Annotated in this window: 24 protein-coding genes; 16 read left to right on the top strand and 8 right to left on the bottom strand. The window is 47.0% G+C overall.

The genetic code is table 11. The features are described 5' to 3' along the window. Positions 1-19: 19 nt before the first annotated feature. The 3 genes from C9I89_RS19250 to glnB all read left to right on the top strand — a co-directional run bounded on the left by C9I89_RS19250 (position 20) and on the right by glnB (position 1,770). Entirely contained in the window at positions 20-709 is a 690-nt protein-coding gene (locus C9I89_RS19250; RefSeq protein WP_107284941.1) for an HAD family hydrolase, read from the top strand. 144 nt (positions 710-853) lie between these two features. Continuing rightward, the gene (locus C9I89_RS19245; protein WP_107284940.1) at positions 854-1,312 is read left to right on the top strand and encodes a hypothetical protein; all 459 of its coding nucleotides are present in this window, start codon (positions 854-856) and stop codon (positions 1,310-1,312) included. Between the two features lie 119 nt (positions 1,313-1,431). After that, positions 1,432-1,770: a nitrogen regulatory protein P-II gene (gene glnB, locus C9I89_RS19240; RefSeq protein WP_107284939.1), complete on the top strand. Its 339-nt coding sequence runs from the start codon at positions 1,432-1,434 to the stop codon at positions 1,768-1,770. An 87-nt stretch (positions 1,771-1,857) separates the two neighbouring features. On the opposite strand, the gene C9I89_RS19235 is transcribed toward glnB, so the two are convergent. Continuing rightward, the gene (locus C9I89_RS19235) at positions 1,858-2,472 is read right to left on the bottom strand and encodes a YitT family protein (RefSeq protein WP_107284938.1); all 615 of its coding nucleotides are present in this window, start codon (positions 2,470-2,472) and stop codon (positions 1,858-1,860) included. A 388-nt stretch (positions 2,473-2,860) separates the two neighbouring features. Here C9I89_RS19235 and glyA point away from each other — a divergent pair, with 388 nt between their 5' ends. From glyA to C9I89_RS19185, 10 genes are all read left to right on the top strand, one after another. Further along, on the top strand, positions 2,861-4,111 hold the full coding sequence (gene glyA, locus C9I89_RS19230) for a serine hydroxymethyltransferase (RefSeq protein ID WP_107284937.1): 1,251 nt from the start codon (positions 2,861-2,863) through the stop codon (positions 4,109-4,111). Between the two features lie 233 nt (positions 4,112-4,344). After that, positions 4,345-4,794, top strand: a complete 450-nt coding sequence (gene nrdR, locus C9I89_RS19225) for a transcriptional regulator NrdR (RefSeq protein ID WP_107284936.1) — start codon at positions 4,345-4,347, stop codon at positions 4,792-4,794. An 81-nt stretch (positions 4,795-4,875) separates the two neighbouring features. After that, positions 4,876-5,991 (top strand): bifunctional diaminohydroxyphosphoribosylaminopyrimidine deaminase/5-amino-6-(5-phosphoribosylamino)uracil reductase RibD, encoded by a 1,116-nt coding sequence (ribD, locus tag C9I89_RS19220; protein ID WP_107284978.1) that lies wholly within the window; start codon positions 4,876-4,878, stop codon positions 5,989-5,991. A 30-nt stretch (positions 5,992-6,021) separates the two neighbouring features. Continuing rightward, positions 6,022-6,678: a riboflavin synthase gene (locus C9I89_RS19215; RefSeq protein ID WP_107284935.1), complete on the top strand. Its 657-nt coding sequence runs from the start codon at positions 6,022-6,024 to the stop codon at positions 6,676-6,678. Between the two features lie 22 nt (positions 6,679-6,700). Next, positions 6,701-7,804, top strand: a complete 1,104-nt coding sequence (ribBA, locus tag C9I89_RS19210) for a bifunctional 3,4-dihydroxy-2-butanone-4-phosphate synthase/GTP cyclohydrolase II (RefSeq protein WP_107284934.1) — start codon at positions 6,701-6,703, stop codon at positions 7,802-7,804. A gap of 196 nt (positions 7,805-8,000) precedes the next feature. Continuing rightward, positions 8,001-8,471, top strand: a complete 471-nt coding sequence (ribH, locus tag C9I89_RS19205; protein WP_107284933.1) for a 6,7-dimethyl-8-ribityllumazine synthase — start codon at positions 8,001-8,003, stop codon at positions 8,469-8,471. Then, positions 8,471-8,941 carry a transcription antitermination factor NusB gene (nusB, locus tag C9I89_RS19200; RefSeq protein WP_107284932.1) on the top strand — a complete coding sequence of 157 codons (471 nt, stop codon included), beginning with the start codon at positions 8,471-8,473 and terminating at the stop codon, positions 8,939-8,941. The genes ribH and nusB overlap by 1 nt, the downstream gene beginning before the upstream one ends. Positions 8,942-9,024: 83 nt before the next feature. Beyond that, on the top strand, positions 9,025-9,999 hold the full coding sequence (gene thiL, locus C9I89_RS19195) for a thiamine-phosphate kinase (protein WP_107284977.1): 975 nt from the start codon (positions 9,025-9,027) through the stop codon (positions 9,997-9,999). Between the two features lie 3 nt (positions 10,000-10,002). After that, positions 10,003-10,488, top strand: coding sequence for a phosphatidylglycerophosphatase A (gene pgpA, locus C9I89_RS19190; RefSeq protein WP_107284931.1), 486 nt, complete (start codon positions 10,003-10,005; stop codon positions 10,486-10,488). Between the two features lie 161 nt (positions 10,489-10,649). After that, positions 10,650-12,692, top strand: a complete 2,043-nt coding sequence (locus C9I89_RS19185) for a hypothetical protein (RefSeq protein WP_107284930.1) — start codon at positions 10,650-10,652, stop codon at positions 12,690-12,692. 73 nt (positions 12,693-12,765) lie between these two features. Here C9I89_RS19185 and dxs read toward each other — a convergent pair whose 3' ends face one another. The 3 genes from dxs to xseB are packed head-to-tail and all read right to left on the bottom strand — an operon-like array spanning position 12,766 to position 15,790. Continuing rightward, positions 12,766-14,628 carry a 1-deoxy-D-xylulose-5-phosphate synthase gene (dxs, locus tag C9I89_RS19180; RefSeq protein ID WP_107284929.1) on the bottom strand — a complete coding sequence of 621 codons (1,863 nt, stop codon included), beginning with the start codon at positions 14,626-14,628 and terminating at the stop codon, positions 12,766-12,768. A gap of 24 nt (positions 14,629-14,652) precedes the next feature. Continuing rightward, positions 14,653-15,555 (bottom strand): (2E,6E)-farnesyl diphosphate synthase, encoded by a 903-nt coding sequence (ispA, locus tag C9I89_RS19175; RefSeq protein ID WP_107284928.1) that lies wholly within the window; start codon positions 15,553-15,555, stop codon positions 14,653-14,655. Next, complete coding sequence (xseB, locus tag C9I89_RS19170; RefSeq protein WP_107284927.1) at positions 15,548-15,790, bottom strand: exodeoxyribonuclease VII small subunit; 243 nt, start codon at positions 15,788-15,790, stop codon at positions 15,548-15,550. Before xseB ends, ispA begins: the two co-directional genes overlap by 8 nt. 223 nt (positions 15,791-16,013) lie before the next feature. On the opposite strand from xseB, the gene pomA reads away from it, so the two are divergent. From pomA to thiI, 3 genes are all read left to right on the top strand, one after another. Further along, positions 16,014-16,778, top strand: a complete 765-nt coding sequence (gene pomA, locus C9I89_RS19165) for a flagellar motor protein PomA (protein ID WP_107284926.1) — start codon at positions 16,014-16,016, stop codon at positions 16,776-16,778. A 10-nt stretch (positions 16,779-16,788) separates the two neighbouring features. Continuing rightward, positions 16,789-17,727 (top strand): flagellar motor protein MotB, encoded by a 939-nt coding sequence (locus C9I89_RS19160; protein ID WP_425440423.1) that lies wholly within the window; start codon positions 16,789-16,791, stop codon positions 17,725-17,727. Between the two features lie 167 nt (positions 17,728-17,894). Continuing rightward, entirely contained in the window at positions 17,895-19,343 is a 1,449-nt protein-coding gene (gene thiI, locus C9I89_RS19155) for a tRNA uracil 4-sulfurtransferase ThiI (protein WP_107284924.1), read from the top strand. Between the two features lie 91 nt (positions 19,344-19,434). Here thiI and yajL read toward each other — a convergent pair whose 3' ends face one another. The 4 genes from yajL to C9I89_RS19135 form a co-directional block, all read right to left on the bottom strand. After that, positions 19,435-20,046, bottom strand: a complete 612-nt coding sequence (gene yajL, locus C9I89_RS19150) for a protein deglycase YajL (RefSeq protein ID WP_107284923.1) — start codon at positions 20,044-20,046, stop codon at positions 19,435-19,437. Beyond that, a complete protein-coding gene (gene panE, locus C9I89_RS19145; RefSeq protein ID WP_107284922.1) occupies positions 20,036-20,941 on the bottom strand; it encodes a 2-dehydropantoate 2-reductase in 906 nt (301 codons plus the stop codon). Before panE ends, yajL begins: the two co-directional genes overlap by 11 nt. Before the next feature lie 119 nt (positions 20,942-21,060). Next, positions 21,061-21,879, bottom strand: coding sequence for a nucleoside-specific channel-forming Tsx family protein (locus C9I89_RS19140; protein ID WP_107284921.1), 819 nt, complete (start codon positions 21,877-21,879; stop codon positions 21,061-21,063). Positions 21,880-22,243: 364 nt separating this feature from the next. Further along, complete coding sequence (locus tag C9I89_RS19135; protein WP_107284920.1) at positions 22,244-23,059, bottom strand: nucleoside-specific channel-forming Tsx family protein; 816 nt, start codon at positions 23,057-23,059, stop codon at positions 22,244-22,246. Positions 23,060-23,111: the final 52 nt, after the last annotated feature.

Genomic DNA, 23,111 nt, shown 5'->3' with positions numbered 1-23,111 from the left:
GTGATGGTGAGGAGGCTGTATGATTTTCTTCGATCTTGATAATACGTTACTCGATCATGATGGTGCGGAGCAGGATGCAATCCGTACCTTCGTCTCACGATATCATGACAATGTCATTGCACTGACAGACACGCCTGAGGTGATATGGCGACAGATCACAGATAAACACCGTGCCCGCTGGCGAGCTGGCGAGCTGAATTTTGAACAGCAGCGCCGGGCTCGTATTAGTGAATTATTTAAGCGCCCGTTAACCAGTAAACAAGCCGATCAACTCTTCACCGAGTATTTTAATATCTATCAACAACACTGGCGTTTGTTTCCGGATGTTGAACCGGCATTGAAACGGTTAAAAGATACCGCACCTCTTGCTGTGCTTAGTAACGGTTTTACCTATCAGCAAGAAGCCAAATTGGAGCAAACCGGTATTCGTCACTATTTTCGTTTTGTGATGACATCGGAGCAGGCGGGCGTAGCAAAGCCTGATTTGGGGATTTTTAAGGCGGCATGTCAAAGAGGTAAGGTCAGTCCGGAGCAATGCTGGTATATCGGTAACCACCCCCTGCGCGATGCTCAGGCCGGCCAGTTAGCAGGCATGAAATCGGTATGGTTAAACCGCAACGCGTTACAGGCTAGTCCGAACACCCGGGTTGTTCGTTCATTAGAAGGATTCGTAGATCTGGTCCAGTTGACCGCGAATTCATTAATATAATGGTTATACCAATCGGGATAATTGTCCCGATTGGTATTATTTTGATTTGAGAGATGCCAACGCTTACTGAAAGCAGATAAGGACACAATCACGGATTAAAGGCATGATCCGACGATTTTCAAAGTGCCATATCAAGGATGAAATATGGAAATGAATATTCCCAAAATGAAGGGGACGGACTGTGCTGCAAAAGTATTAGCCGTTCTCGCTGTGAGTTGTTTGATCAGATATATCGATACTTTTACCGTCATATTTGACGATAATCCGGTAAGTATCGTCCCCGGTTTTATTGCCGCGCTGGTGTTGTTTTCTGGGCTTGGCGCCTTTGCCGGGTTACTTCAAGGCTACAAGTGGGGGTTTATCCCTCTCTATTTTTTCATTCCGGCAGCAACCCTGTTTTTTGATATGAGCCTGCTCCCGTTTTTACCCGATCTGATCCTACCTGCATTTCGTAGTCTAGTTGTTATAGCCATTAATAGTACGGTGTTGCTGTATGCCGTATTTTTATTGCTGAAAATGATGGACTCTAATGTGATTCTATACTCGGCAGATCAACTCTCTTTGAACCGCTACTCAACAGTCATAAAAATTGAAAAGTCTTAATAGCGCTTAATTTAATCGGTCAGATCGGTGATAATTAATGAAATTGGTATAAATCAGGTGGCTAGAATAGTATCGAGATACTAACTGGTAAACCTCTGCTCAGCAAAGGACGATGAAAAATGAAAAAAATTGAAGCCATTATAAAGCCATTTAAGCTTGATGATGTTCGCGAAGCTTTGGCTGAAGTCGGTATCACGGGTATGACGGTATCTGAAGTGAAAGGATTTGGTCGCCAAAAAGGCCACACTGAATTGTACCGTGGAGCCGAATACATGGTCGACTTTCTGCCGAAAGTAAAAATTGAAATTGTAGTGGCAGATGAAGTTGCCGAACAATGTATCGATACGATTATCGAAACCGCCCAAACAGGTAAGATTGGTGACGGTAAAATCTTCATGTTTGATGTTGAACGCGTCGTTCGCATACGAACAGGGGAAGAAGACGAAGACGCGATTTAAGAGCTGGCTCTAGTCCCTAGGAAAAGAGGGTTCTAGGGAGAAGCGAAATGTCAGACATCTCGCTTTTCCTAAAGCCTTTACTCTGTATTATGGCTGTTGTGTGGCTAAATTATTATAGCGGCCTGGTTTATGGTTCATAGCCAGAACCAGGTTCAGTACGATGGCACCCAGTACAGATAAGATCAAAATTACCGGTGTCACGAAGAAAAAAGAACAAACCAGAATACAAATGTCGATGCACATCTGCATTTTGCCCGCCGCGATGCCAAATTTCTCCTGGCAGTAGAGAACCAGTACATTGAATCCACCGAGGCTGGTGCGGTGACGAAAGAGGATCAACATGCCAAGGCCCATCAGTAATCCACCGATGACTGCACAGTAAATCGGATCAAGTCGGCTAATTTCCAGTACATGGTGGAGGTTGTCGGTGATGATCGAGACCAACCCTCCGGAAATGATGCTGGTGATAGCAAACTGCCGGCCCATGCGGAACCAGGCCATCAGGTAAAACGGGGTATTCATCAGGAAGTACAGTTTACCGAAAGACACATCAACAACCTGGCTGAGTAATAGTGCTAGTCCCGTTGTTCCGCCAGTCAGCAAGTCAGCTTGCTGGAGAAAGAAAACGCCCTGCGCAACGATAAAGGTGCCGGTCAGGATGGCAATGATATTTTCATTCAAAGAATGCTTGTTACCGCTCAAAAGAAAACTCCTTATATTTATGAACGCAATGATAATAGCGTTCAGGCTGATAAAGAAGATCGGGCGAGAAAGGTATAAAATTCAGGTGTAAATTTAATTTTACGGGTTTGTAAAATGGTTTTTTTGAATTTTCCTTGATATTGCTCTGATAGAGTGTTCAAGGTAAGCCGCTATTGAATAAAGATGAAAATTATTCATATATGCGTCGAAAATAAACATGAAGAAATTGTAATAAAAAGTTATTTTAGGGGTATCTGATTTAGATCAATTTCTGTAAAATACAGCGTTAATTATGGGTGGAACGAAAACGTTTGCGCCCCCATGGGGCCTAGCTTTGCGAATTTCGTTTTTACCAACAACTTGTGGTTATTTTAGTCAGGAGAGACAGATGCTAAAGCGCGATATGAATATTGCCGACTATGACGCGGAACTTTTTGCAGCAATTCAGGAAGAAACTGCACGTCAGGAAGAGCACATCGAGTTGATTGCTTCTGAAAACTACACGAGCCCGCGTGTAATGGAAGCACAAGGCTCTCAGTTGACTAACAAATATGCTGAAGGCTACCCAGGCAAGCGCTACTACGGCGGTTGTGAATATGTCGATAAAGCCGAGCAACTGGCCATTGACCGCGCCTGCCAGCTGTTTGGTGCTGAGTATGCTAACGTTCAGCCTCACTCTGGCTCTCAGGCGAACAATGCCGTTTACATGGCATTACTGAATCCCGGCGATACTGTTCTAGGTATGAGTCTGGCACACGGTGGTCACTTAACTCACGGTTCTCCGGTAAACTTCTCAGGAAAGCTTTACAACATCATACCTTACGGAATTGATGAGAATGGTCAGATTGATTACGAAGAAATGGAAGCGCTGGCGGTTGAGCACAAACCGAAGATGATCATTGGCGGTTTTTCTGCGTATTCTCAAGTTGTTGACTGGAAGCGCATGCGTGAAATCGCAGACAAAGTTGGCGCGTACTTCTTCGTAGATATGGCTCACGTTGCAGGTCTTATTGCTGCCGGTGTTTATCCTAACCCGGTGCCACATGCGCATGTGGTAACAACGACGACGCATAAAACGCTGGCAGGTCCGCGTGGCGGTCTGATCCTTTCTAATGCAGGTGAAGATCTTTATAAGAAGCTGAACTCAGCAGTATTCCCTGGTGGTCAGGGGGGGCCTCTGATGCACGTTATCGCAGCAAAAGCCGTCGCGTTCAAAGAAGCAATGGAGCCTGAATTTAAAGTTTATCAGCAGCACGTTGTTGAGAATGCCAAAGTCATGGTTGGTGAGTTCCTTGAGCGTGGCTATAACATCGTTTCTGGCGGCACTGAAAACCACCTGTTCCTTGTTGATCTCATCGACAAAGGCATAACAGGTAAAGAGGCGGATGCAGCATTAGGTGCGGCGAATATCACAGTGAACAAAAACAGTGTACCGAATGATCCTCGCAGCCCGTTTGTTACTTCTGGGATCCGTATTGGTACGCCATCAATCACGCGTCGTGGTTTTACCGCAGAAGACACCAAGCAGCTTGCTGGCTGGATCTGTGATGTACTGGATAACATTGACAAGCCTGAAGTAATTGAAGCGACGAAAGCGAAAGTACTAGAAATCTGTAAGCGTCTACCTGTCTACTCTTAATCGGGTGGCGAGGACGCTTTGCTCCTAGAATCGAGTATCGAGTATCTAGAACCTAGTATCGCGTAAGGTTGAATCTGGAAAAACGGCACTTTTATAGTGCCGTTTTGTTTTTTTGGCAGAGTCTAAATGCTAAGTGTTTTGTTTTGTTATCTGATTACAAAGAAAACTGAGGTTAAATTCTTTATCCGTGGTTGAAATGGGTTACACTGAGTCGACGAAAATTAGGAGGCATGATGCATTGTCCTTTTTGTGGTGCAAATGACACCAAAGTAATCGATTCCCGTCTGGTTGCCGATGGCCATCAAGTCCGCCGTCGTCGTCAATGTTTAGCTTGTAATGAGCGTTATACAACGTTTGAAACAGCTGAGCTGGTGATGCCAAGGGTGATAAAAACCAATGGTAATCGTGAACCGTTTAACGAAGATAAACTTCGTGGTGGTATTCAACACGCGTTAGAAAAACGTCCGGTGAGCGCAGATGATATTGAACGTGCTATTAACACCATTAAATCCCGGTTACGCGCCACGGGTGAACGCGAAGTACCGTCTGATATGATCGGTAACTTAGTGATGGAAGCGTTAAAAGAGCTGGATAAAGTTGCTTATATCCGTTTTGCTTCGGTCTATCGTAGTTTTGAAGATATTCGTGAATTTGGTGAAGAAATTGCCAAATTAGAAAAATAAAAGTGATTGTTTAGCTCATTGTGTGTTTTTAGTCACGGTGAGCTATTCCACTACCTCTAAGCTGAATAAATGCAAAGTCAGATGTTCTCTCCTATTGATCATGCCATGATGCTGCGTGCCATAAAACTGGCAAAACGTGGCCGTTTCACTACAGCCCCTAACCCAAATGTCGGCTGTGTCATCGCTCAAGGTACAACCATTGTTGGTGAAGGTTACCATTATCAGGCGGGGCAACCCCATGCAGAAGTGTTTGCTCTGCGTGCTGCTGGCGATCATGCCGAAGGTGCTACCGCTTATGTGACGTTAGAGCCTTGTTCTCATTTTGGTCGTACTCCTCCTTGCGCCCAAGCGCTAATTAACGCCAAAGTTTCTCGTGTTGTTTGCGCGATGGTTGATCCCAATCCTCAAGTTGGCGGACGGGGGATTGAAATGTTGCAAGTCGCAGGCGTTGAGGTTCAGACGGGGTTGCTGGAAGCCGATGCACAAGGGCTGAATGCCGGTTTTATTAAGCGAATGAAAACCGGGTTGCCTTATGTACAGCTAAAATTAGCATCAAGTCTTGATGGCCGTACGGCATTGGCTAATGGCGAAAGCCAGTGGATTACCAGTCCGCAGGCTCGCGCTGATGTACAACGCTTTCGCGCTTGTGCCGGGGCGATTTTATCGACCAGTGCGACGGTATTGGCTGATGATCCGTCTTTGAATGTGCGGTGGGATGAGCTGGGTGAGCAGATCCAGACCGAATACCCACAAGAGGCGTTACGCCAGCCATCGAGGGTGATTATCGATAGTCAGAATCGTGTGACCCCTGATCATCAGTTATTCAGTTTGCCGGGGCAGTCTTATCTGGCGCGGGCAGAAGCTGGGGTGGAAGTTTGGTCTGATTCAGTAACTCAACTGCTCATTCCCTGTCAGCCAGACTCTGACCTGCTGGATTTGTCACTGTTGATGGCTGAGTTGGCAAAGCAAGAGATTAACCATATCTGGGTAGAAGCGGGGGCCGGATTGGCTGGGGCGTTGCTGTCTGCTGGATTGGTTGATGAGCTGATCATTTACCAGGCACCTAAACTGATGGGTAGCGATAGCCGCGGGTTAATTGATTTACAAGGGCTGACTGCGATGTCTCAGGTTCCTCAACTTGAGATAACCGACGTTCGCATGGTGGGCCCTGATTTACGTATTATTGCTCGCGTTTAACGCATAGAGCGAATCAAGGAATTTTTAGATATGTTTACCGGCATTATTGAAGCTGTAGGCACCATTACTGCGTTGACGCCAAAAGGTGCAGACATTTCTGTTACTGTTGATTCAGGTAAGCTTGATTTATCAGATGTCAAACTGGGTGACAGTATCGCAACCAATGGCGTTTGCCTTACGGTAGTTGAACTAACCGGGAAAGGGTATGTGGCTGACCTATCCCTAGAGACATTAAAGCGTACAGCGTTTACTGATTATAAATCAGGCCAGAAAGTGAATCTGGAAAAAGCCATGCTGCCAACGACCCGCTTTGGCGGTCACATGGTTTCTGGCCATGTTGATGAGGTTGGGGAAATTATTGAACGTAACCATACCGGTCGTGCGATTGAGTTTTGGGTAAAAGCCCCAGACCATCTGGCTAAGTACATTTCTGAAAAAGGTTCGGTATCTATTGATGGTATCAGCCTGACGGTCAATGCAATTCGTGGCAGTGAGTTTAAACTGACTATCGTGCCTCATACTGCAGCAGAGACGACAATGGAGTCATTCCAGGCGGGCCGTAAAGTAAATTTAGAGGTGGATGTTATTGCCCGCTATTTAGAGCGTTTGATGTTAGGTGAAAAAGCAGCTGATAAAAAATCAGAAGTGACCATGGACTTATTAGCTAAAACTGGGTTTTTAGGATAAAAGTTAGAATAAGGGTATTGTTATGGCTTTAAGCAGTGCAAAAGAAATTATCGATGATATTCGTCAGGGTAAGATGGTTATCTTAATGGATGATGAAGATCGTGAAAATGAAGGCGATCTGATCATTGCTGCCGAAAAAATCAGCCCTGAAGCTATTAACTTTATGGCGATGCATGGCCGTGGGCTGATTTGTCTGACACTAACCCATGCTCGTTGTAAGCAGCTGAATCTGCCATTGATGGTACAAGATAATACCGAGCAGTTCAGCACTAACTTTACTATATCAATTGAAGCGGCAGAGGGTGTTACCACCGGTATTTCTGCAGCCGATCGCGCATGTACCGTGCAGGCGGCAGTGGCACCGGATGCAAGCTTTGCAGATATTGTGATGCCGGGCCATATTTTTCCGCTGATGGCACAGGAAGGCGGGGTATTAACCCGCGCAGGCCACACCGAGGCGGGCTGTGATATTGCACGTTTAGCCGGTTTGGAACCGTCCAGTGTGATCGTTGAGATCCTTAACGAAGATGGCACCATGGCTCGTCGTCCGCAGCTGGAAGTGTTTGCTGAAAAGCACGACCTGAAACTGGGTACGATTGCCGATCTTATCGAGTACCGCAATAACAACGAAACCACCATTGAACGCATTGCTGAATGTCGTTTGCCAACCGAATATGGTGAGTTCGATATGATCACCTACCGTGATACCATTGATAACGAGATCCACTATGCATTGCGTAATGGTGAAGTAAAAGATGGGCAAGCGACGCTAGTGCGTGTTCACCTGCAAGATACGTTTAAAGATATTCTGCATTCGGGTGCATCTCAATGGACGTTACCTGCCGCGATGAAGCGCATTGCCGAAGACGGTGGCGTGCTGGTGGTGCTGAGCAAGCAGGAAAGCCATGACACAATTATCACTAAGGTGAAAAATTTGTCGGCTCAGGCTGACGGTCAACCGAAAGTGAAATTGAATCCGAAGGATCAATCGCGTCAGGTCGGTGTCGGCTCGCAAATTCTGGCTGATTTAGGGGTGTCTGATATGCGCTTGCTATCATCCAGCACTCAACGTTACCACTCACTGTCAGGTTTTGGCCTGAACATTGTTGAGTACGTTTGTGAATAATCCTTTTCAACGGGCAAAAGGCCTGTTGAAGCAGGCTTCGCTAATTCAATCCATCCCTGTGCAGGTTGATCGCGGCAGAGGGATATAAATTTAACTAATCGGGTGAAACCGCCGGTTGTCCGTAGCGACACTTGTATAAAGTGTGATAGACTCCCGCGGTTTCTCAAACCGGAAAGACATAGTCACAGGAAGGCCCATGAAGGTAATTGAAGGCGCCATCGCGGCACCAAACGCAAAAGTTGCTATCGTAATCGCACGCTTCAACAGCTTTATCAATGAAAGCTTACTTTCAGGTGCACTAGATGCGCTGAAACGTCAAGGTCAGGTAAGCGATGACAATATCACTGTTGTTCGTTGTCCTGGCGCTTACGAGCTGCCGTTAGTTGCACAGCAGATTGCTAAAAGCGATCGCTATGATGCTATCGTTGCTCTGGGTTCTGTGATTCGTGGTGGAACCCCACACTTCGATTATGTTGCCGGTGAGTGTAATAAAGGTCTGGCTCAGGTCGCACTCGAGTTTAATACTCCAGTCGCGTTCGGTGTTCTGACTGTCGATTCTATCGAACAAGCCATTGAGCGTGCCGGTACCAAGGCTGGTAATAAAGGCGCAGAAGCAGCACTAAGCGCGCTTGAAATGGTTAATGTTCTGTCCCAAATTGAATCCTAATGGGGGTTAATGTGAAACCAGCCGCGCGTCGTAATGCACGTCAGTTTGCTGTACAAGCTATTTATTCTTGGCAGATCACGAAAGGCAATGTTGCTGATATTGAACAACATTTCTTAACTGATCATAAATTTGAAGAAGAAGAGCATCAAGCAGATGCTCCTGTTCTTGCTGCACCACATACAGATGTAAGCTATTTTAGCGATCTGTTAACGGGTGTCGTACTTAACCATCAGGAATTGGATAGCAAAATGCGTCCATACCTGTCTCGTCCGCTACAAGATTTGGACCAGATGGAACTTGCGTTACTTCGCTTAGCGATGTACGAAATGATTAAGCGCGAAGACGTTCCTTATAAAGTAGTTATCAATGAAGCAATCGAACTAGCAAAAATATTCGGTGCAGAAGATAGCCACAAATTTGTGAATGGTGTGCTGGATAAAGCCGCACCAACACTTCGCAAGAAGAAATAATCGGAAACGATGTTATGGGGCCAGCTTTGCTGGCCTTTTTTCTGTGTCCAATAAACAAAGAAATACCTAATAAAATAAGAATTATGGCTAGTAACGAATTTGACCTCATCGCTCGCTATTTTGAGCATCAAAATGTCAATCGTCGTGATGTTGCCTTGGCTATTGGTGACGATTGTGCGTTGCTCAATGTCCCTGCTGGCAGCCATCTGGCGGTTAGTACCGATTCTCTGGTTGCCGGAACCCATTTTCTTGCCGATGCCGATCCTGCGCTGGTCGCGCACAAAGCGTTAGCGTCTAACCTGAGTGATCTTGCGGCAATGGGAGCGACGCCTGCCTGGGTATCTCTGGCCCTCACCATGCCGACTCCTGACGAAGTTTGGCTCCGCCGTTTTTGTGACGGTTTCTTTGCATTAGCGGATTATTTCAATGTCCAGTTGATTGGTGGCGATACCACAAAAGGACCACTCAGCATTACCTTAACGGTGCATGGGTTTGTTCCTGAAGGGCAGGCACTCACCCGCAGTGGTGCCAACTCCGGTGACTGGATTTATGTCACCGGTCAGTTAGGTGATAGTGCCGCAGGCTTAGCTGTGCTGTTGGGCGAAGTAACCGTGGCCGATGAAGCCCTGAAAGCGACCTTGCTAGAACGCCATTATAAAGCCCAACCGCGTATTCTTGCGGGTCAGGCCCTGTGTGGTATCGCATCATCCGCTTTAGATATTTCCGATGGTTTGATTTCTGATCTCGGCCATATTCTGAAACGCTCACAGCTTGCTGCAACCGTCGATGTTGATAAATTACCCTTGTCAGCAGAGCTGTTAGCCTTTGAACCTGAATTGGAAAAAGCCCAGCAATTGGCGCTGGCCAGTGGCGAAGAGTACGAGTTATGCTTTACTGTTCCCGAACAGAACCGTGGTACGCTTGATACCGCTTTGGCTCATACCGGAGTGAAAGCGACCTGTATTGGTCAGCTAAGGACCGGAACGGGTATTAAGCTGATGCGACGTGATGAGTTGCTGGAATGGCAATTACATGGTTATGACCATTTTGCGGAGTAATGTGTGAGTAATCCCAAAGATTTAATCAACCTAAAAAATCCCTGGCACCTGTTAGCAACAGGATTTGGCAGTGGCTTATCGCCAATCGTACCGGGAACCATGGGTACCGTTGCCTCGATCCCATTTTATTTGCTGATGGTCCAGCTGCCTTTTGCCGCCTATCTCCTGATCACGATTATCGCTGCGATTATTGGTATCACGATTTGTCAGAAAACGTCTGATGATATGGGGGTGCATGATCACGGCAGTATCGTGTGGGATGAGTTTGTCGGTTTCTGGGTCACCATGGCAATAGCCCCGGTACTGAGCTGGCAATGGGTGCTTGCTGGTTTTATTTTGTTCCGTTTCTTTGACATGGTTAAACCATGGCCAATTAGTTGGCTGGATAAGCATGTCCATGGAGGCTTTGGTATCATGATTGACGATATTCTCGCTGGTTTTATGGCGATGATCACCCTGTGGGGCGTAGGGTACTGGCAGGGCTGGTAACCGCTCCGGATTGAGCAGAGTAAAGAAGTTTTAACGAGCCGTGCAACTGCGCGGCTTTTTTACCTATCCCTAAAAATTTCCTGCTTCTGAATCAACACTATATGACTTGTTCGTCTAGTCTTTACTAAGACCAGATTGATAAATAATAACAGTGGTGACATATGTGTTGGTTACGCCTGACAGGGATTATCGGTATATTCCTCACAACCCACGCCATGGCTCAGATCTATCCGTCGACGGCGACAGGCTGGGTATTACCAGGCGGGTGGGAAGAGCCGTTAGCCACATCGAACTTTGATTCAGCCCTAGACGTTGAAGAGTGGGAGATGCGACATGCCGATGTGGTGTTTGGTAGCTTGCAGAATGCAGAACTTAATCAGCAGACGATTGCAATGGGCTATATGTATGCACATAAGCTTGACTGTAAGCCCGGAGAACAGACGGCCTGGTTGAGCAAGCAAGCGCATCAACAAGAGATTGATATTGAAGATATCTACCTGCATTTTACCGAAGATACCCGCCTGTCAGTGCCCTCTGTTAGCCGGGCTATGGATTATTTGCTGCAAGGGCAGCCGTTACATCTACTGCTGATTCGGGATGGTAACTTTTCTACCGTGCGGTTGCCGCTATCGTTAATGCCATCAGATGAGCTGCTCCTTCTCTCTTCCTACCCATTTACTCAGCTAAACGTGACTTCAGATATTGCACCAAAAGTAGCACGTAGCCTTGCGAGTGAACAGGGTGATATCGCTCAATGGCAGCCAACAGATAGTGAATGGTTAAAGATTAAGGATCAGTGGCAAGGCGATTTAGATATCAAATTCCCTTGGGTTTCAGCTTTCCCTGCTTATCAGCAGCACGAACTAGCTCCAGGCAATAAGGCACTGGCAAGCGGGTTGAAAATATGGGCTTTAAAACTAAGCTGGCCGATAGCTGGCAAATTAACGGCTGTTAATCTTAAGTCTTGGCTGGCGTTCCGCAATGAAGAGCTGATCATACCTGGCTGGGATGTGCGTAATGATAAAAATGGCGATGGATATATCAGTGATTTGGAATACCGTTCACGAACGTCTACCACAGCAAGTGCTCGTTTCCGTCATCAGTCGCGTCTGATCCCTGCCGGGAAAATGAGGGCCGGCAGTTGCTGGTATCGAACTAATTTCAGTGATCAGACGGTTAATGAGCTTCATGCCCGCTGGTATTACTATGACTGGCAGCGGCAAGGGCTCAGTGGTGCTTACAATGATGACATGGCCAAGTTGCTGGGAGAAAACCAATTTAAGGTGCTTTCAGGAGGGGGGATAGCGGAAATCTTGCAGACCGCTGGCACTGCCGGTGCGGAGAGCGTCTATGCCGGGCAGATGGCGCAGTTTTTACGGCAGGTGAAAAATAGCACCCAGACTGATTGGTTGGCAGCGAATATTTCAGATCTTAATTTGTGGGAGTATCCGGCCTGGCCCCAACAATTACGTGAAGCTGTGGATGTTTGGTTACGAGAGCATTACTTAAGTCCGGCAATGGGCCTGAAGAAAATGCAGCGTTCATGGGACAGTTTTGCCTTAGCTCATCTAGGCGATAAAAGCCTGATTATGTCGACAACGCGTGGTGGACGCAGTGAACTACAACCGGCTTCGATGACTGCCTGGCATAAAGATATCGAAACCGGATTAGCGTTGTATTATTTCTTTAATATCCCCGGAATGACCTATTATCACAGCTGGAACCAGACTTTTGTGTACGGCAGCGGTAATACCACCACCGCAAACTGGTATCGTCAGGGCGTGCCGAAGAACTGGGTATATCAGCCGACCAAAATGCTAGAGGTGGATATAGGTCGTCCGGTAAAAGCCCCCAAGGGCTATAAAGCGGTGTATTGGCAGAGTCTGGATAATATAGCGAAAAGCACCGCAACCGAGTTGTCCGCTATCGAATTACGTGCAGCAAACTGGTTCTGGCTGTATCGGTCTGGCTGGTTGGGGAACTTCCCAAGCGAAGGGGTGATGGCAAGGCAGTACAGCGGTGGCTTGGTTATTTATCGGGCAGTCAAAAGACCTGACGAAAAAGACTATTTTCAGGCGAAATCGATGCGGATTTCCTTACCGGGGGTATATCAGCGGGTTAATATTGACGGAACGTTAAGTGCGCCGATACGTTATATCGAGATTGGCGGATATGAGGGAGCGGTACTGAAAAAAGTCAGATAAGGGGGTAGGACAGTAGCGAGTGACGAGTGGCGAGTAACTCGGTCCTCGTAACTCGCCTCTCGTTACTTAAACTTTACTTCACATACTCGCGAATTTGTTTCTCGATACCTGGGCCATCAATTCCCAGTGATGTGTGCAATTCTGCTTGTGTGCCCGGTTCAATAAAACGGTCGGGCAGGCCGATATTCAGTACGGGTTTCAAGCATTTTGCCTTCATCATAAACTCAATGACACCGCTGCCAGCACCACCGGCAATGGCATTTTCTTCTACCGTTACCAGTACATCATGATCTGCCGCTAATTCCAGGATGAGGGCTTCATCAAGCGGTTTAACAAACCGCATATCAGCCACCGTTGCATTGAGGTTTTCTGCGGCTTCCAGTGCGTAGGACAACATCGTTCCAAAGCTTAGTATTGCGACTTTTTCGCCCTGACGACGAACGATGCCTTTGCCGATTTCCAACTCGGTCATTTGGTATTGGATTTCAGTACCCATACCGCAGCCACGAGGATAACGAACCGCACTTGGTCCCTGGTGCTTATGGCCGGTATAGAGCATCTGACGACATTCATTCTCGTCACTGGGTGCCATGATCACCATATTGGGAATACAGCGCATGAAACTCAAGTCAAATGATCCCTGATGCGTTTGACCATCCGCGCCGACTAGGCCGCCACGGTCAATAGCAAACATCACGGGCAGATCCATAATAGCGATATCATGGATTAACTGATCGTAGCCACGCTGCAGGAAGGTCGAGTAGATCGCAACAACCGGATGGTAACCACCAATAGCCATGCCGCAGGCCAGAGTGACGGCATGCTGCTCTGCGATGGCAACATCAAAGTACTGGCTCGGGTGCTCTTTCGAGAAGCGTACCATGCCAGAGCCTTCGCGCATCGCCGGCGTGATTGCCATCAGCTTTTCATCTTCAACGGCCATATCGCACAGCCAGTCACCGAAGATCTTAGAGAAAGTAGGCTTGGCATCTTTCGCTTTCGGTAGCGGGTTCTGGCTCAGATCGAATTTTGGTACCGCATGGTAGTTAATCGGATCGGCTTCTGCCGGTGCATAACCTTTTCCTTTTTTGGTCATAATATGAAGAAATTGCGGCCCTTTCAAGTTGCGCATATTCTTCAGTGTTTTGACCAGCTCTGCGACATCGTGGCCATCAACAGGACCGATGTAGTTAAAGCCTAGCTCTTCAAACATGGTGCCAGGTACTACCATGCCCTTTATATGTTCTTCAGCCCGTTTAACCAGCTCTTTGATGGGGGGCGCACCAGACAACACTTTTTTTCCACCTTCGCGAATGGTGGTATAAAGGCTGCCGGATAGCAGACGCGCCAAGTGATTATTCAAGGCTCCGACATTTTCAGAGATAGACATCTCATTGTCATTTAAAATCACTAACATGTCGGAGTGAACATCACCGGCATGGTTCATGGCTTCAAAAGCCATGCCCGCCGTAATGGCTCCATCGCCGATGACACTGACGACTTTACGGCCCAGCCCCTCTTTTTCTGACGCAATCGCCATGCCCAGACCTGCGCTGATCGAGGTTGAAGAGTGACCAACAGAAAGTACGTCGTATTCGCTCTCTTCACGCCATGGGAACGGATGAAGACCGTTTTTCTGGCGTATGGTCGGCATTTGATCCCGGCGACCGGTGAGAATTTTATGTGGGTATGCCTGGTGGCCAACATCCCAGATCAAATGATCAAATGGGGTGTTGTATACATAATGCAGGGCAACAGTCAGCTCAACAGCACCGAGGCCGGAGGCAAAGTGCCCGCTTGACTGACTGACGGAATTGAGTAAGTACGTACGTAGCTCATCACATACCATTGACAGACTTTCAAGCGGCAGTAATCGTAACTCATCTGGGGTGTTTACCAGAGCCAGATGGGGGTATTTTGAGATATCCAGAGTCATAACATTTCGGCGCTTTTACTGATTTTAGTTATTGCGCTCGATGATGTATCGGGCGAAAACTTCTAATTGGTGTGTATTGTAAGGTATTGCATCCAATGCTTGTAGCGCTTCTTGATAAAGTTGCTGAGCTTTCTCTTTTGCTCCCTCTAATCCGAGTAAAGCCGGATAGGTGCTTTTTTCCAGAGCTAGATCTGAACCCTGAGGTTTACCCAGTGTTTTGGTATCACCGGTTAGATCGAGAATATCATCCTGAACCTGAAAGGCCAGGCCAATTGCTTCAGCATACTGATCAAGCTGGGGTAATACATCTACACTTTTGGGGCCTGCTGCCAATGCACCTAAACGAACAGCGCAGCGGATCAGGGCACCGGTTTTGTGTTTGTGAATCGATTTAAGTTTTAGTAAATCTACATGTTTACCTTCTGCTTCTAAATCTAGCACTTGCCCCATGCACATACCTGCCGCGCCGGATGCCTGAGCGAGTTCTTTTATCATCGCCACTCGTCTGGTATTTCCTTCAGGGCTCAGGGGGCCATCAGCAAGAATTTCAAATGCCAGGGTTTGCAGCGCATCGCCGGCTAAAATGGCTGTGGCCTCGTCAAAGGCAATATGGCAGGTTGGCTGACCGCGACGAAGTTCGTCGTTATCCATCGCTGGCAGATCATCGTGAATTAACGAATAAGCATGAATGCATTCGACGGCCGCCGCCGGGGTATCCAGATCGGCACACTCAGCCCCTAGCATTTGCCCGGTGACATAGGTCAGAAATGGGCGAACGCGTTTACCGCCAAGCAAAGTACCATGTTTCATCGCTTCTATCAGCGTATGGCCGGCAAAAGGTTGAGCCGCAATCCAATGTGCTAACTGCTGGTTACTTCGCTCTTGGTAGTATTTTAGAGACTGTGATAAAGATGGGGGGTTATTCATTATTAGCATCAAATTCAGTCAGAGGTGTTACATCATCTGCTTGTAGCAGAATTTCTACGCGTTGCTCGGCTTGGGTGAGTTTTTGTTGGCTGCTACGTGCCAGTGCAATACCACGCTCGAACTTTTTCAGCGCGTCTTCCAGCGCAATGTCACCCGATTCAAGCTCACTGACGATCGTGTCGAGCTCATCAAGTGCGGCTTCAAACGCCATCTTTTCTGGTTTTTTAGCTGCCATAAAGTGCTCACTATTTTGAATGTGCAGGAAAAATAACGTAGAGATTATTCTGGGTCAAATTATGTCACAATATTCTGTGCTGCAGACAGTAAATTTCGTCTTTATGAAGCAAGAAAGCTAAATCAAAAACGAAAGGTGCCGATATACTTCGAGTTCTGTAAAATAGAGCCGTATAAAATAGGTACTATCCGGTATCTTGCGAGTCGCAAAAGGGGAACTCTTCGTGGATTTGGCTACGTTAATAGGTTTAATTGGTGGTTTTGCCTTCGTGATCATGGCAATGGTGCTTGGTGGCAGCATTAGTATGTTCTTTGATATGGTTTCCATCCTGATTGTAGTCGGTGGTTCAGTCTTTGTTGTATTGATGAAATTCACCATGGGGCAATTTTTTGGTGCCAGTAAAGTTGCTGGTAAGGCTTTCATTTTTAAATGTGATGAACCCGCTGACTTGATCGCTAAAGTAGTCGAAATGGCCGATGCTTCACGTAAAGGCGGATTTCTTGCACTTGAAGAAATGGATATCACCAATACTTTTATGCAGAAAGGCATCGACTTATTGGTCGACGGCCATGATGCGGATGTGGTAAGGGAGACACTGAATAAAGACATTGCATTGACCGATGAGCGTCATGAGCAGGGAACTGGGGTGTTCCGGGCTTTTGGTGACGTCGCCCCCGCGATGGGTATGATCGGTACTTTGGTTGGCTTGGTTGCGATGCTTTCAAATATGGATGACCCGAAGTCAATCGGCCCGTCTATGGCGGTGGCACTTCTGACTACACTGTACGGCGCAGTATTGTCGAACATGGTGTTTTTCCCCATAGCTGACAAGCTATCTCTGCGTCGCGAACAAGAGAAGCTTAACCGTCGTTTGATCATGGATGGGGTACTGGCCATTCAAGATGGTCAGAATCCGCGTGTGATTGATAGCTACCTGAGGAACTACCTCAATGAGAAGAAACGAATTTTCGATGTAGATTCAAATTAATGGGAGCCGAATGATGGAAGGGGAACGCTGCAAGTGTCCACCGCCGGGGCTACCAGCCTGGCTGGGTACCTTTGCAGATTTGATGTCATTACTGATGTGTTTTTTCGTTCTGTTGCTGTCATTTTCTGAAATGGATGTGATGAAGTTCAAGCAGATTGCGGGTTCAATGAAATTTGCTTTTGGCGTTCAGAATATGCTGGATGTTAAAGATATTCCGAAAGGTACAAGTGTTATCGCCCAGGAGTTTCGCCCGGGACGGCCTGAACCGACGCCGATTGAAGTGATCATGCAGCAGACTATTGATATGACCCAGCGAACGTTAGAGTTCCATGATGGGGAATCAGATCGGGCTGGCGGTACCAAGCGTGAAGCTGGCAAACTGACCGGGGGGAAAAGCGCGGATGTATCCACCGAAAGCAATCAGAACAATGAATCTGAAATGTCTGAGTCACAAGCGCAATTGCTTGAAATGTTGCAAAAAGCATTGGATCGAGAAATTAAAGATGGTGCACTCGAAGTCGAAAACTTCGGGCAGCAGGTCGTGATTCGGATAAAAGAAAAAGGGGCATTTCCTGCGGGATCTGCTTTTTTACAGCCCAAATTCCGACCTTTAGTTCGCCAGATAGCCGATTTAGTGAAAGAGGTTCCGGGAGTGATCAGAATTACCGGCCATACCGATAATCAAAAACTTGATTCTGAATTATACCGTTCCAACTGGGATCTTTCGGCCCAGCGCGCCGTTTCGGTTGCTCAGGAAATGGAGCAGGTTAAGGGTTTTGACAATAAGCGCCTGCGCGTTGTTGGCCTGGCTGGTACCGCACCGTTAAATGGCAATAAAACCGAACAACAACGTACCGAAAATCGCCGGGTTGAGATTTCTATCATGCAAGGCAAACCGCATTATTCAGATGAAGTCATCAGTTCTGACACGCAGAATAATCCCGGATAGCTATTATTAGTGGTACAAGGCGCTAACATTGCCTTGTCGGCCGAAACCATCTCAAGATGAAGAGTTCGTCTCTTGAGATGGTTTCGGGCATATATCTTTGTTTCAGCAACAGCAAGCTTGCTGTATAATCCGCGCCTTTAGTTTGGCCCTGTGTAGCGAAGCGTGTTATGAAATTTATCGTAAAACCCCATCCAGAGATTTTTGTAAAGAGCGAATCTATTCGTAAGCGCTTTACCAAAATCCTAGACAGCAATATTCGCATTATTCTTCAGCGTTTGTCTGATTCTGTGTCGGTCGTCAACCGTCGTACTTATATTGAAGTAACGGTGAAAGATGAGACGATTCGCGACCAGGTACTGGCTGCATTAACACAAACATCGGGTATCCATCATGTGCTTGAAGTTAATCAAACCTACTTCACTGACATGCACGATATTTATGAGAAAACACTGAAGCTGGTGCGTAAGGACATCGAGGGTAAAACATTCTGCGTACGTGCGAAGCGTGTTGGCAAGCATGATTTTACTTCGATTGAACTTGAACGCTATGTTGGTGGTGGTTTGAACCAAGCTGTCGAATCAGCCAAGGTTAAGCTGAAAAAACCGGATGTTACGGTTAATATTGAAGTCGAGAACAATATTCTTAACCAAGTGCTTGCGCGTCATAAGGGCCTGGGCGGTTTCCCTCTGGGAACTCAGGAAGATGTACTTAGCTTGATTTCAGGCGGTTTTGATTCAGGTGTTTCGAGCTACCTGCACATTAAGCGCGGCAGTAAAGTCCATTACTGCTTCTTTAATTTAGGTGGCCCTGCTCATGAGATTGGTGTGAAGCAAGTCTCGCACTTCTTATGGAAGAAGTACGGTTCGTCGGCAAAAGTGAAATTCATTTCGATTGATTTCGAGCCCGTAGTTGCCGAAATTTTAGAAAAAGTAGACAACGGCCAGATGGGTGTAGTGCTTAAACGCATGTTCATGCGTGCTGCAGGCCAGATTGCCGAACGTTTTGGTATCCAAGCTTTGGTGACAGGTGAAGCGTTAGGTCAGGTGTCGAGCCAGACACTGACGAATTTACGTATGATCGATAACGTGACTGACAGCTTGATTCTTCGTCCCTTAATCAATTGGGACAAAGAAGATATTATCAACGTTGCACGTGAGATTGGTACCGAAGAATTCGCGAAAACCATGCCTGAATTCTGTGGCGTGATTTCAAAGAACCCAACAGTGAAAGCGGTGAAAGAGAAACTTGAGACAGAAGAAGCCAAGTTTGATTTTGCTATCCTTGATCGTGTGATTGAAGAAGCACGAGTGATGGATATTCGTGATATCGAGAAGCAAAGCCAGGAACAAGCACCTGAAATTGAGCTGGTTGATCAAATTGATAGCAATGCCATCGTGCTGGATATCCGTAGCCCGGATGAAGAAGATGAAAGCCCGCTTATCATCGACGGTGTGGATGTTAAGCATTTACCGTTTTATAAGCTGGCCACTCAGTTTGGCGATCTCGATCAGAGTAAAGAGTACCTGCTGTACTGTGATCGCGGCGTAATGAGCCGTTTGCAGGCGTTATACCTGAAAGAAAATGGCTTTAGTAACGTAAAAGTGTACCGTCCTTAATCGCTGGGGCGAGAAACGAGTTTCTAGTAAAAAGCGAGAGCCTTGGCTCTCGCTTTTTTATGTTTTTTTGCTCGACCCTCGACCCTCGACCCTATTGCCTTGGCAACACGTCGTAATGCATATTCGGCCATACCACCATCGGCGCAGCCACTTCCGCGGCTTTTTCTTTGCCTGCTAAATGCACAATGATTTCTAAAGCGAACTCTTGTGACGTGCCGGGCCCCTGGCTGGTTAGCAAGTTGTTGTTAGTATCAAAAACAACACGTTTTACGCGGAGACGAGCGTCGGGTATTTGGTGCTGGAAGGCGGGATGCGAAGTCATCAGCGCGGTCGGAAACATCTTGTGGTGTTCCAGAACCACCGCGGGGGCGGCGCAGATCGCCGCAATCAGCTTGCCGTCATATTTGTGCTGGGCAACAAATTCAACCAATAGCGGACTGTCACGGAAACACTCTGCCCCCCCTAAACCACCAGGAAGTACCACGCAATCAAAGGGTTCGTCTGCCACTTCAACCAATGCAACATCTGCAACCAGCTTAATACCGCGAGAGCCTTCAACAATCAAGGCACCATCAGATGCGACGCTGGCAGTGGTAACATCAAAACCAGCCCGAATTAAAATATCAATGGTATTGATGGCTTCCATTTCTTCAGTGCCGGGGGCGATACAAACGGCCACTTTGGTTTGAGTGTCATTCGTCATTGTACTCTTGCTCCAGTTGTTTAATCTGCTGCCATAGCTGGGTATTAACGGGGACCGGAATATCGTGAACCTTCGCCCGAGCTATCAGGTAGCCCGTAATATAATCGATCTCGGTTGGCCTTTGCTGGCAAATATCCTGATTCATAGAAGAAAAGTTGGTCGCCGTCGCTTTTATCACCCCATCAACTTGCTGTCTTAATTCACTGGCTTTCACCCGATAGCCTTCCGCGCTCATTACCGTGGCCACTTCTTGACAGATTTGAGTGAGCAAGTCGTTAAACTCGGGCCGGGCCAGTTTGCCATTCTGGCATTGATGGCTAGCGGTTAACGGATTAATGGCGCAGTTGATAGCCAGTTTCTGCCATAAGGGCTGCGAAATATCCTGATGCCACTGACAAGGCGCTAAAGCCTGGTTGAATACCTCGACCAGGAAGGCGAAATTATTGCCAGCGTTATTTTCAGCGCCCATCCAGGTTTGCCCGATACCGGTATGATTCACTTGCCGTGGGCCGGATTTGAAGGCCGCCTGTGAGGTGGTGGCGTAAATAATCGGATTGTTGGGTAGCAGCTGGTGTACCATCTGCTGGGTTCCCATTCCATTATGCATAATGATAACGGGGGTGGTTGAACCAATATAAGGGTGTAAATCACGCAGTGCCTGCTCAACCTGGAATGCTTTAACTGTGATAAATATGCAGTCACTCTCGGTGACAGCGGCTTTATCATTACAATGAAAGGTAAACCGTTCCGTTTCTGCTTGGTTTAATCCTTTAAACGTCAGGTTGATTTTCTTAGCGTTATCGCGAGTCCATAAGTGAAGATGATGTCCCTGTTTTGCTAGCTGGCAACTCCACAGACCGCCAATAGCCCCTGCGCCCAAAAGTGTTATTTTCACGTGCAAATTCCAATTCATTCTCTCTGGAAAAGCATAACACTGTCAGCGGTACACAGAAACATTCAGAGCACTGCAAGGTACTCTGAATATAATGTTGATCTAAAAGCGACGCGTTTAGCTTAGAATTTATAGGTTATGGCGACGTAGTGGCTAATGCCCGTAGATTCGAATGTATCGGTATCCTCTATCAGATACACATCATTATACAGTTTAAAGCCATAGCCGACGGAATAGCGGTCAGAGTGCCAATAGAGACCGTTAAACATCACACCGCCGTGTTGAGCCTGAGTACTTCCTTTGAAGGTATCGTCTGCGCCAAACTGATAATCAATATACCCCTGATAGGCCACAAAGCTGCCGTTTTCTAAGGTATAAAAAGGCTTAAACCAGTTTGTTGAAATCTGGTAGCCGTTCCAGTCTTTGGCTGTAATATTATAATAACCATAGAAATTTAGCCCGACTTTACCGAACCACGGCACGTTGATATCAGAACCAAGACCCCAGTAAGAATTATTGGGTTCGAAATCGGCTTCCGTTCCGCCTCCCCAATTAAACAGGGTGGCGAAGTAAAGTTCCTGAACCGGGCCAAATGACAGATCTTTGCCGGTCACGGCATCTAATGATACGCGCGGGGCAAATTTCATGAATATTTTTGGTCTGCCGTTTTTATCACTCGCATCGTGCTCAGTCAGGTCGAAGACATCAACGTAGCCATAGAGATCAAAGATACCGGAACGGCCACCGAATTCCATCTCCAGATAGTCATGGCCTGTATGTGCATCTGGGCTGCGTGGAAGTTCTTCAAATGCGTACATCAGGTTGAATTGCATCCACTTATAGTCATTTTTGTGGATGTCATCGGAATAATCGACAGCATATACTGCGCCCGAAAGGGCCAGAGCCGAGCTGACACTGAGAGCTGTGAGTGTTTTGTTCATGGGGGATCTCGCTAACCGTTACCATTGCTGTATTGATATGCCCTTCGTGATATCACACTCTGTCTGTGAGCATGAAGGCTAAAGAGCGTTAGGTCGGAGCGCGATGGAAATGAATGTTGAGCTCCTACTGCAAAGGTTAGTTTTATTTCTTAACTTTGTTTTTCTGTCTTACTGATAAGGCGTAATTCTCCGTAAAGAGAGGGGCTGCGATGAAAATTCCGCTAAGGAAATGAAACACAAAGGTGCTGTGTATTGGAAGTAATAACTGTCTTATATCTGAGAAGCGGCCCGTTCGGTCTGATTTTCAGCAATAAAAAAGGCGCCAGAGGCGCCTTTTTAACATTCGTTCAGCAATGGGAATTGCTTAGAACTTGTAAGTAACGCTTACGTAATGGCTAACACCAGATGTTTTGCCAGCAGCACCGTCATCTTTAAGTGCATATACTTCGTTGTATAGTTTTAGACCGTAACCCACTGCGTAGCGATCTGAGTGCCAGTACAGGCCGTTGAACATCGCGCCGCCACTTGTTGTGTTTATCTGAGCGCCGCCAAATTCTTCAGGAACAAATGACTTATCTACGCCAAATTCGTAATCGATGTAACCCTGGTAAGACAGGAAGCTGCCGTTGTCGAAGAAGTGGAATGGCTTGAACCAGTTGGTAGCAAGGTGGTAACCGTTCCACTCATGGTCGTTTCCGCGGTATGAAGCCATTAGGTTCAGACCGATTTTGCCTAGCCATGGAACCATTACATCAGAACCCAGACCGATTTTCTGGTTGTTCACACCAGAGTTGCCGCCCCACTCCATAAGAGTCGCAAGGTAAAGCTCCTGAACCGGACCGAAAGACAGGTCTTTGCCGGTTAGCGCATCAAGAGAGACACGTGGTGCAAACTTCATGAAGATTTTTTCTTTGCCAGCTTTGTCGCTGTCTTTGTCGCTGGTCAGGTTGAAAACGTCAACGTAGCCGTATAGGTCGAAGATGCCTGAGCGGCCGCCGAATTCCATTTCCAGGTAGTCGTGATCTGATTCGCCTGGTAGCTCATCAAAAGAATACATCAGGTTGAATTGTGACCACTTGTAATCATTCTTGTGGATATCGTCAGAATAATCGGCTGCATTTACCACTGCTGGTAGAGCCGTTGCTGCTAGAACGCTTAGTGCTACTAATGTTTTGCGCATGGTTAAGTACTCGCTAATTGTGTAGATAAGACCAGGCTTATTATTGGGCTGC

Source organism: Photobacterium lipolyticum, assembly GCF_003026475.1.
In the GTDB taxonomy this organism is placed as follows: Bacteria; Pseudomonadota; Gammaproteobacteria; order Enterobacterales; family Vibrionaceae; genus Photobacterium; species Photobacterium lipolyticum.
This window is presented reverse-complemented; position numbering and strand designations above follow the sequence as displayed.

What these genes read in the sequence shown, in the direction of transcription:
- C9I89_RS19250 (WP_107284941.1), top strand. Translation starts at nt 20, where the DNA reads ATGATTTTCTTCGATCTTGATAATACGTTACTCGATCATGATGGTGCG.
- C9I89_RS19245 (WP_107284940.1), top strand. Translation starts at nt 854, where the DNA reads ATGGAAATGAATATTCCCAAAATGAAGGGGACGGACTGTGCTGCAAAA.
- glnB (WP_107284939.1), top strand. Translation starts at nt 1,432, where the DNA reads ATGAAAAAAATTGAAGCCATTATAAAGCCATTTAAGCTTGATGATGTT.
- glyA (WP_107284937.1), top strand. Translation starts at nt 2,861, where the DNA reads ATGCTAAAGCGCGATATGAATATTGCCGACTATGACGCGGAACTTTTT.
- nrdR (WP_107284936.1), top strand. Translation starts at nt 4,345, where the DNA reads ATGCATTGTCCTTTTTGTGGTGCAAATGACACCAAAGTAATCGATTCC.
- ribD (WP_107284978.1), top strand. Translation starts at nt 4,876, where the DNA reads ATGTTCTCTCCTATTGATCATGCCATGATGCTGCGTGCCATAAAACTG.
- C9I89_RS19215 (WP_107284935.1), top strand. Translation starts at nt 6,022, where the DNA reads ATGTTTACCGGCATTATTGAAGCTGTAGGCACCATTACTGCGTTGACG.
- ribBA (WP_107284934.1), top strand. Translation starts at nt 6,701, where the DNA reads ATGGCTTTAAGCAGTGCAAAAGAAATTATCGATGATATTCGTCAGGGT.
- ribH (WP_107284933.1), top strand. Translation starts at nt 8,001, where the DNA reads ATGAAGGTAATTGAAGGCGCCATCGCGGCACCAAACGCAAAAGTTGCT.
- nusB (WP_107284932.1), top strand. Translation starts at nt 8,471, where the DNA reads ATGGGGGTTAATGTGAAACCAGCCGCGCGTCGTAATGCACGTCAGTTT.
- thiL (WP_107284977.1), top strand. Translation starts at nt 9,025, where the DNA reads ATGGCTAGTAACGAATTTGACCTCATCGCTCGCTATTTTGAGCATCAA.
- C9I89_RS19185 (WP_107284930.1), top strand. Translation starts at nt 10,650, where the DNA reads ATGTGTTGGTTACGCCTGACAGGGATTATCGGTATATTCCTCACAACC.
- dxs (WP_107284929.1), bottom strand. Translation starts at nt 14,628, where the DNA reads ATGACTCTGGATATCTCAAAATACCCCCATCTGGCTCTGGTAAACACC.
- ispA (WP_107284928.1), bottom strand. Translation starts at nt 15,555, where the DNA reads ATGAATAACCCCCCATCTTTATCACAGTCTCTAAAATACTACCAAGAG.
- xseB (WP_107284927.1), bottom strand. Translation starts at nt 15,790, where the DNA reads ATGGCAGCTAAAAAACCAGAAAAGATGGCGTTTGAAGCCGCACTTGAT.
- C9I89_RS19160 (WP_425440423.1), top strand. Translation starts at nt 16,789, where the DNA reads ATGATGGAAGGGGAACGCTGCAAGTGTCCACCGCCGGGGCTACCAGCC.
- thiI (WP_107284924.1), top strand. Translation starts at nt 17,895, where the DNA reads ATGAAATTTATCGTAAAACCCCATCCAGAGATTTTTGTAAAGAGCGAA.
- yajL (WP_107284923.1), bottom strand. Translation starts at nt 20,046, where the DNA reads ATGACGAATGACACTCAAACCAAAGTGGCCGTTTGTATCGCCCCCGGC.
- C9I89_RS19140 (WP_107284921.1), bottom strand. Translation starts at nt 21,879, where the DNA reads ATGAACAAAACACTCACAGCTCTCAGTGTCAGCTCGGCTCTGGCCCTT.
- C9I89_RS19135 (WP_107284920.1), bottom strand. Translation starts at nt 23,059, where the DNA reads ATGCGCAAAACATTAGTAGCACTAAGCGTTCTAGCAGCAACGGCTCTA.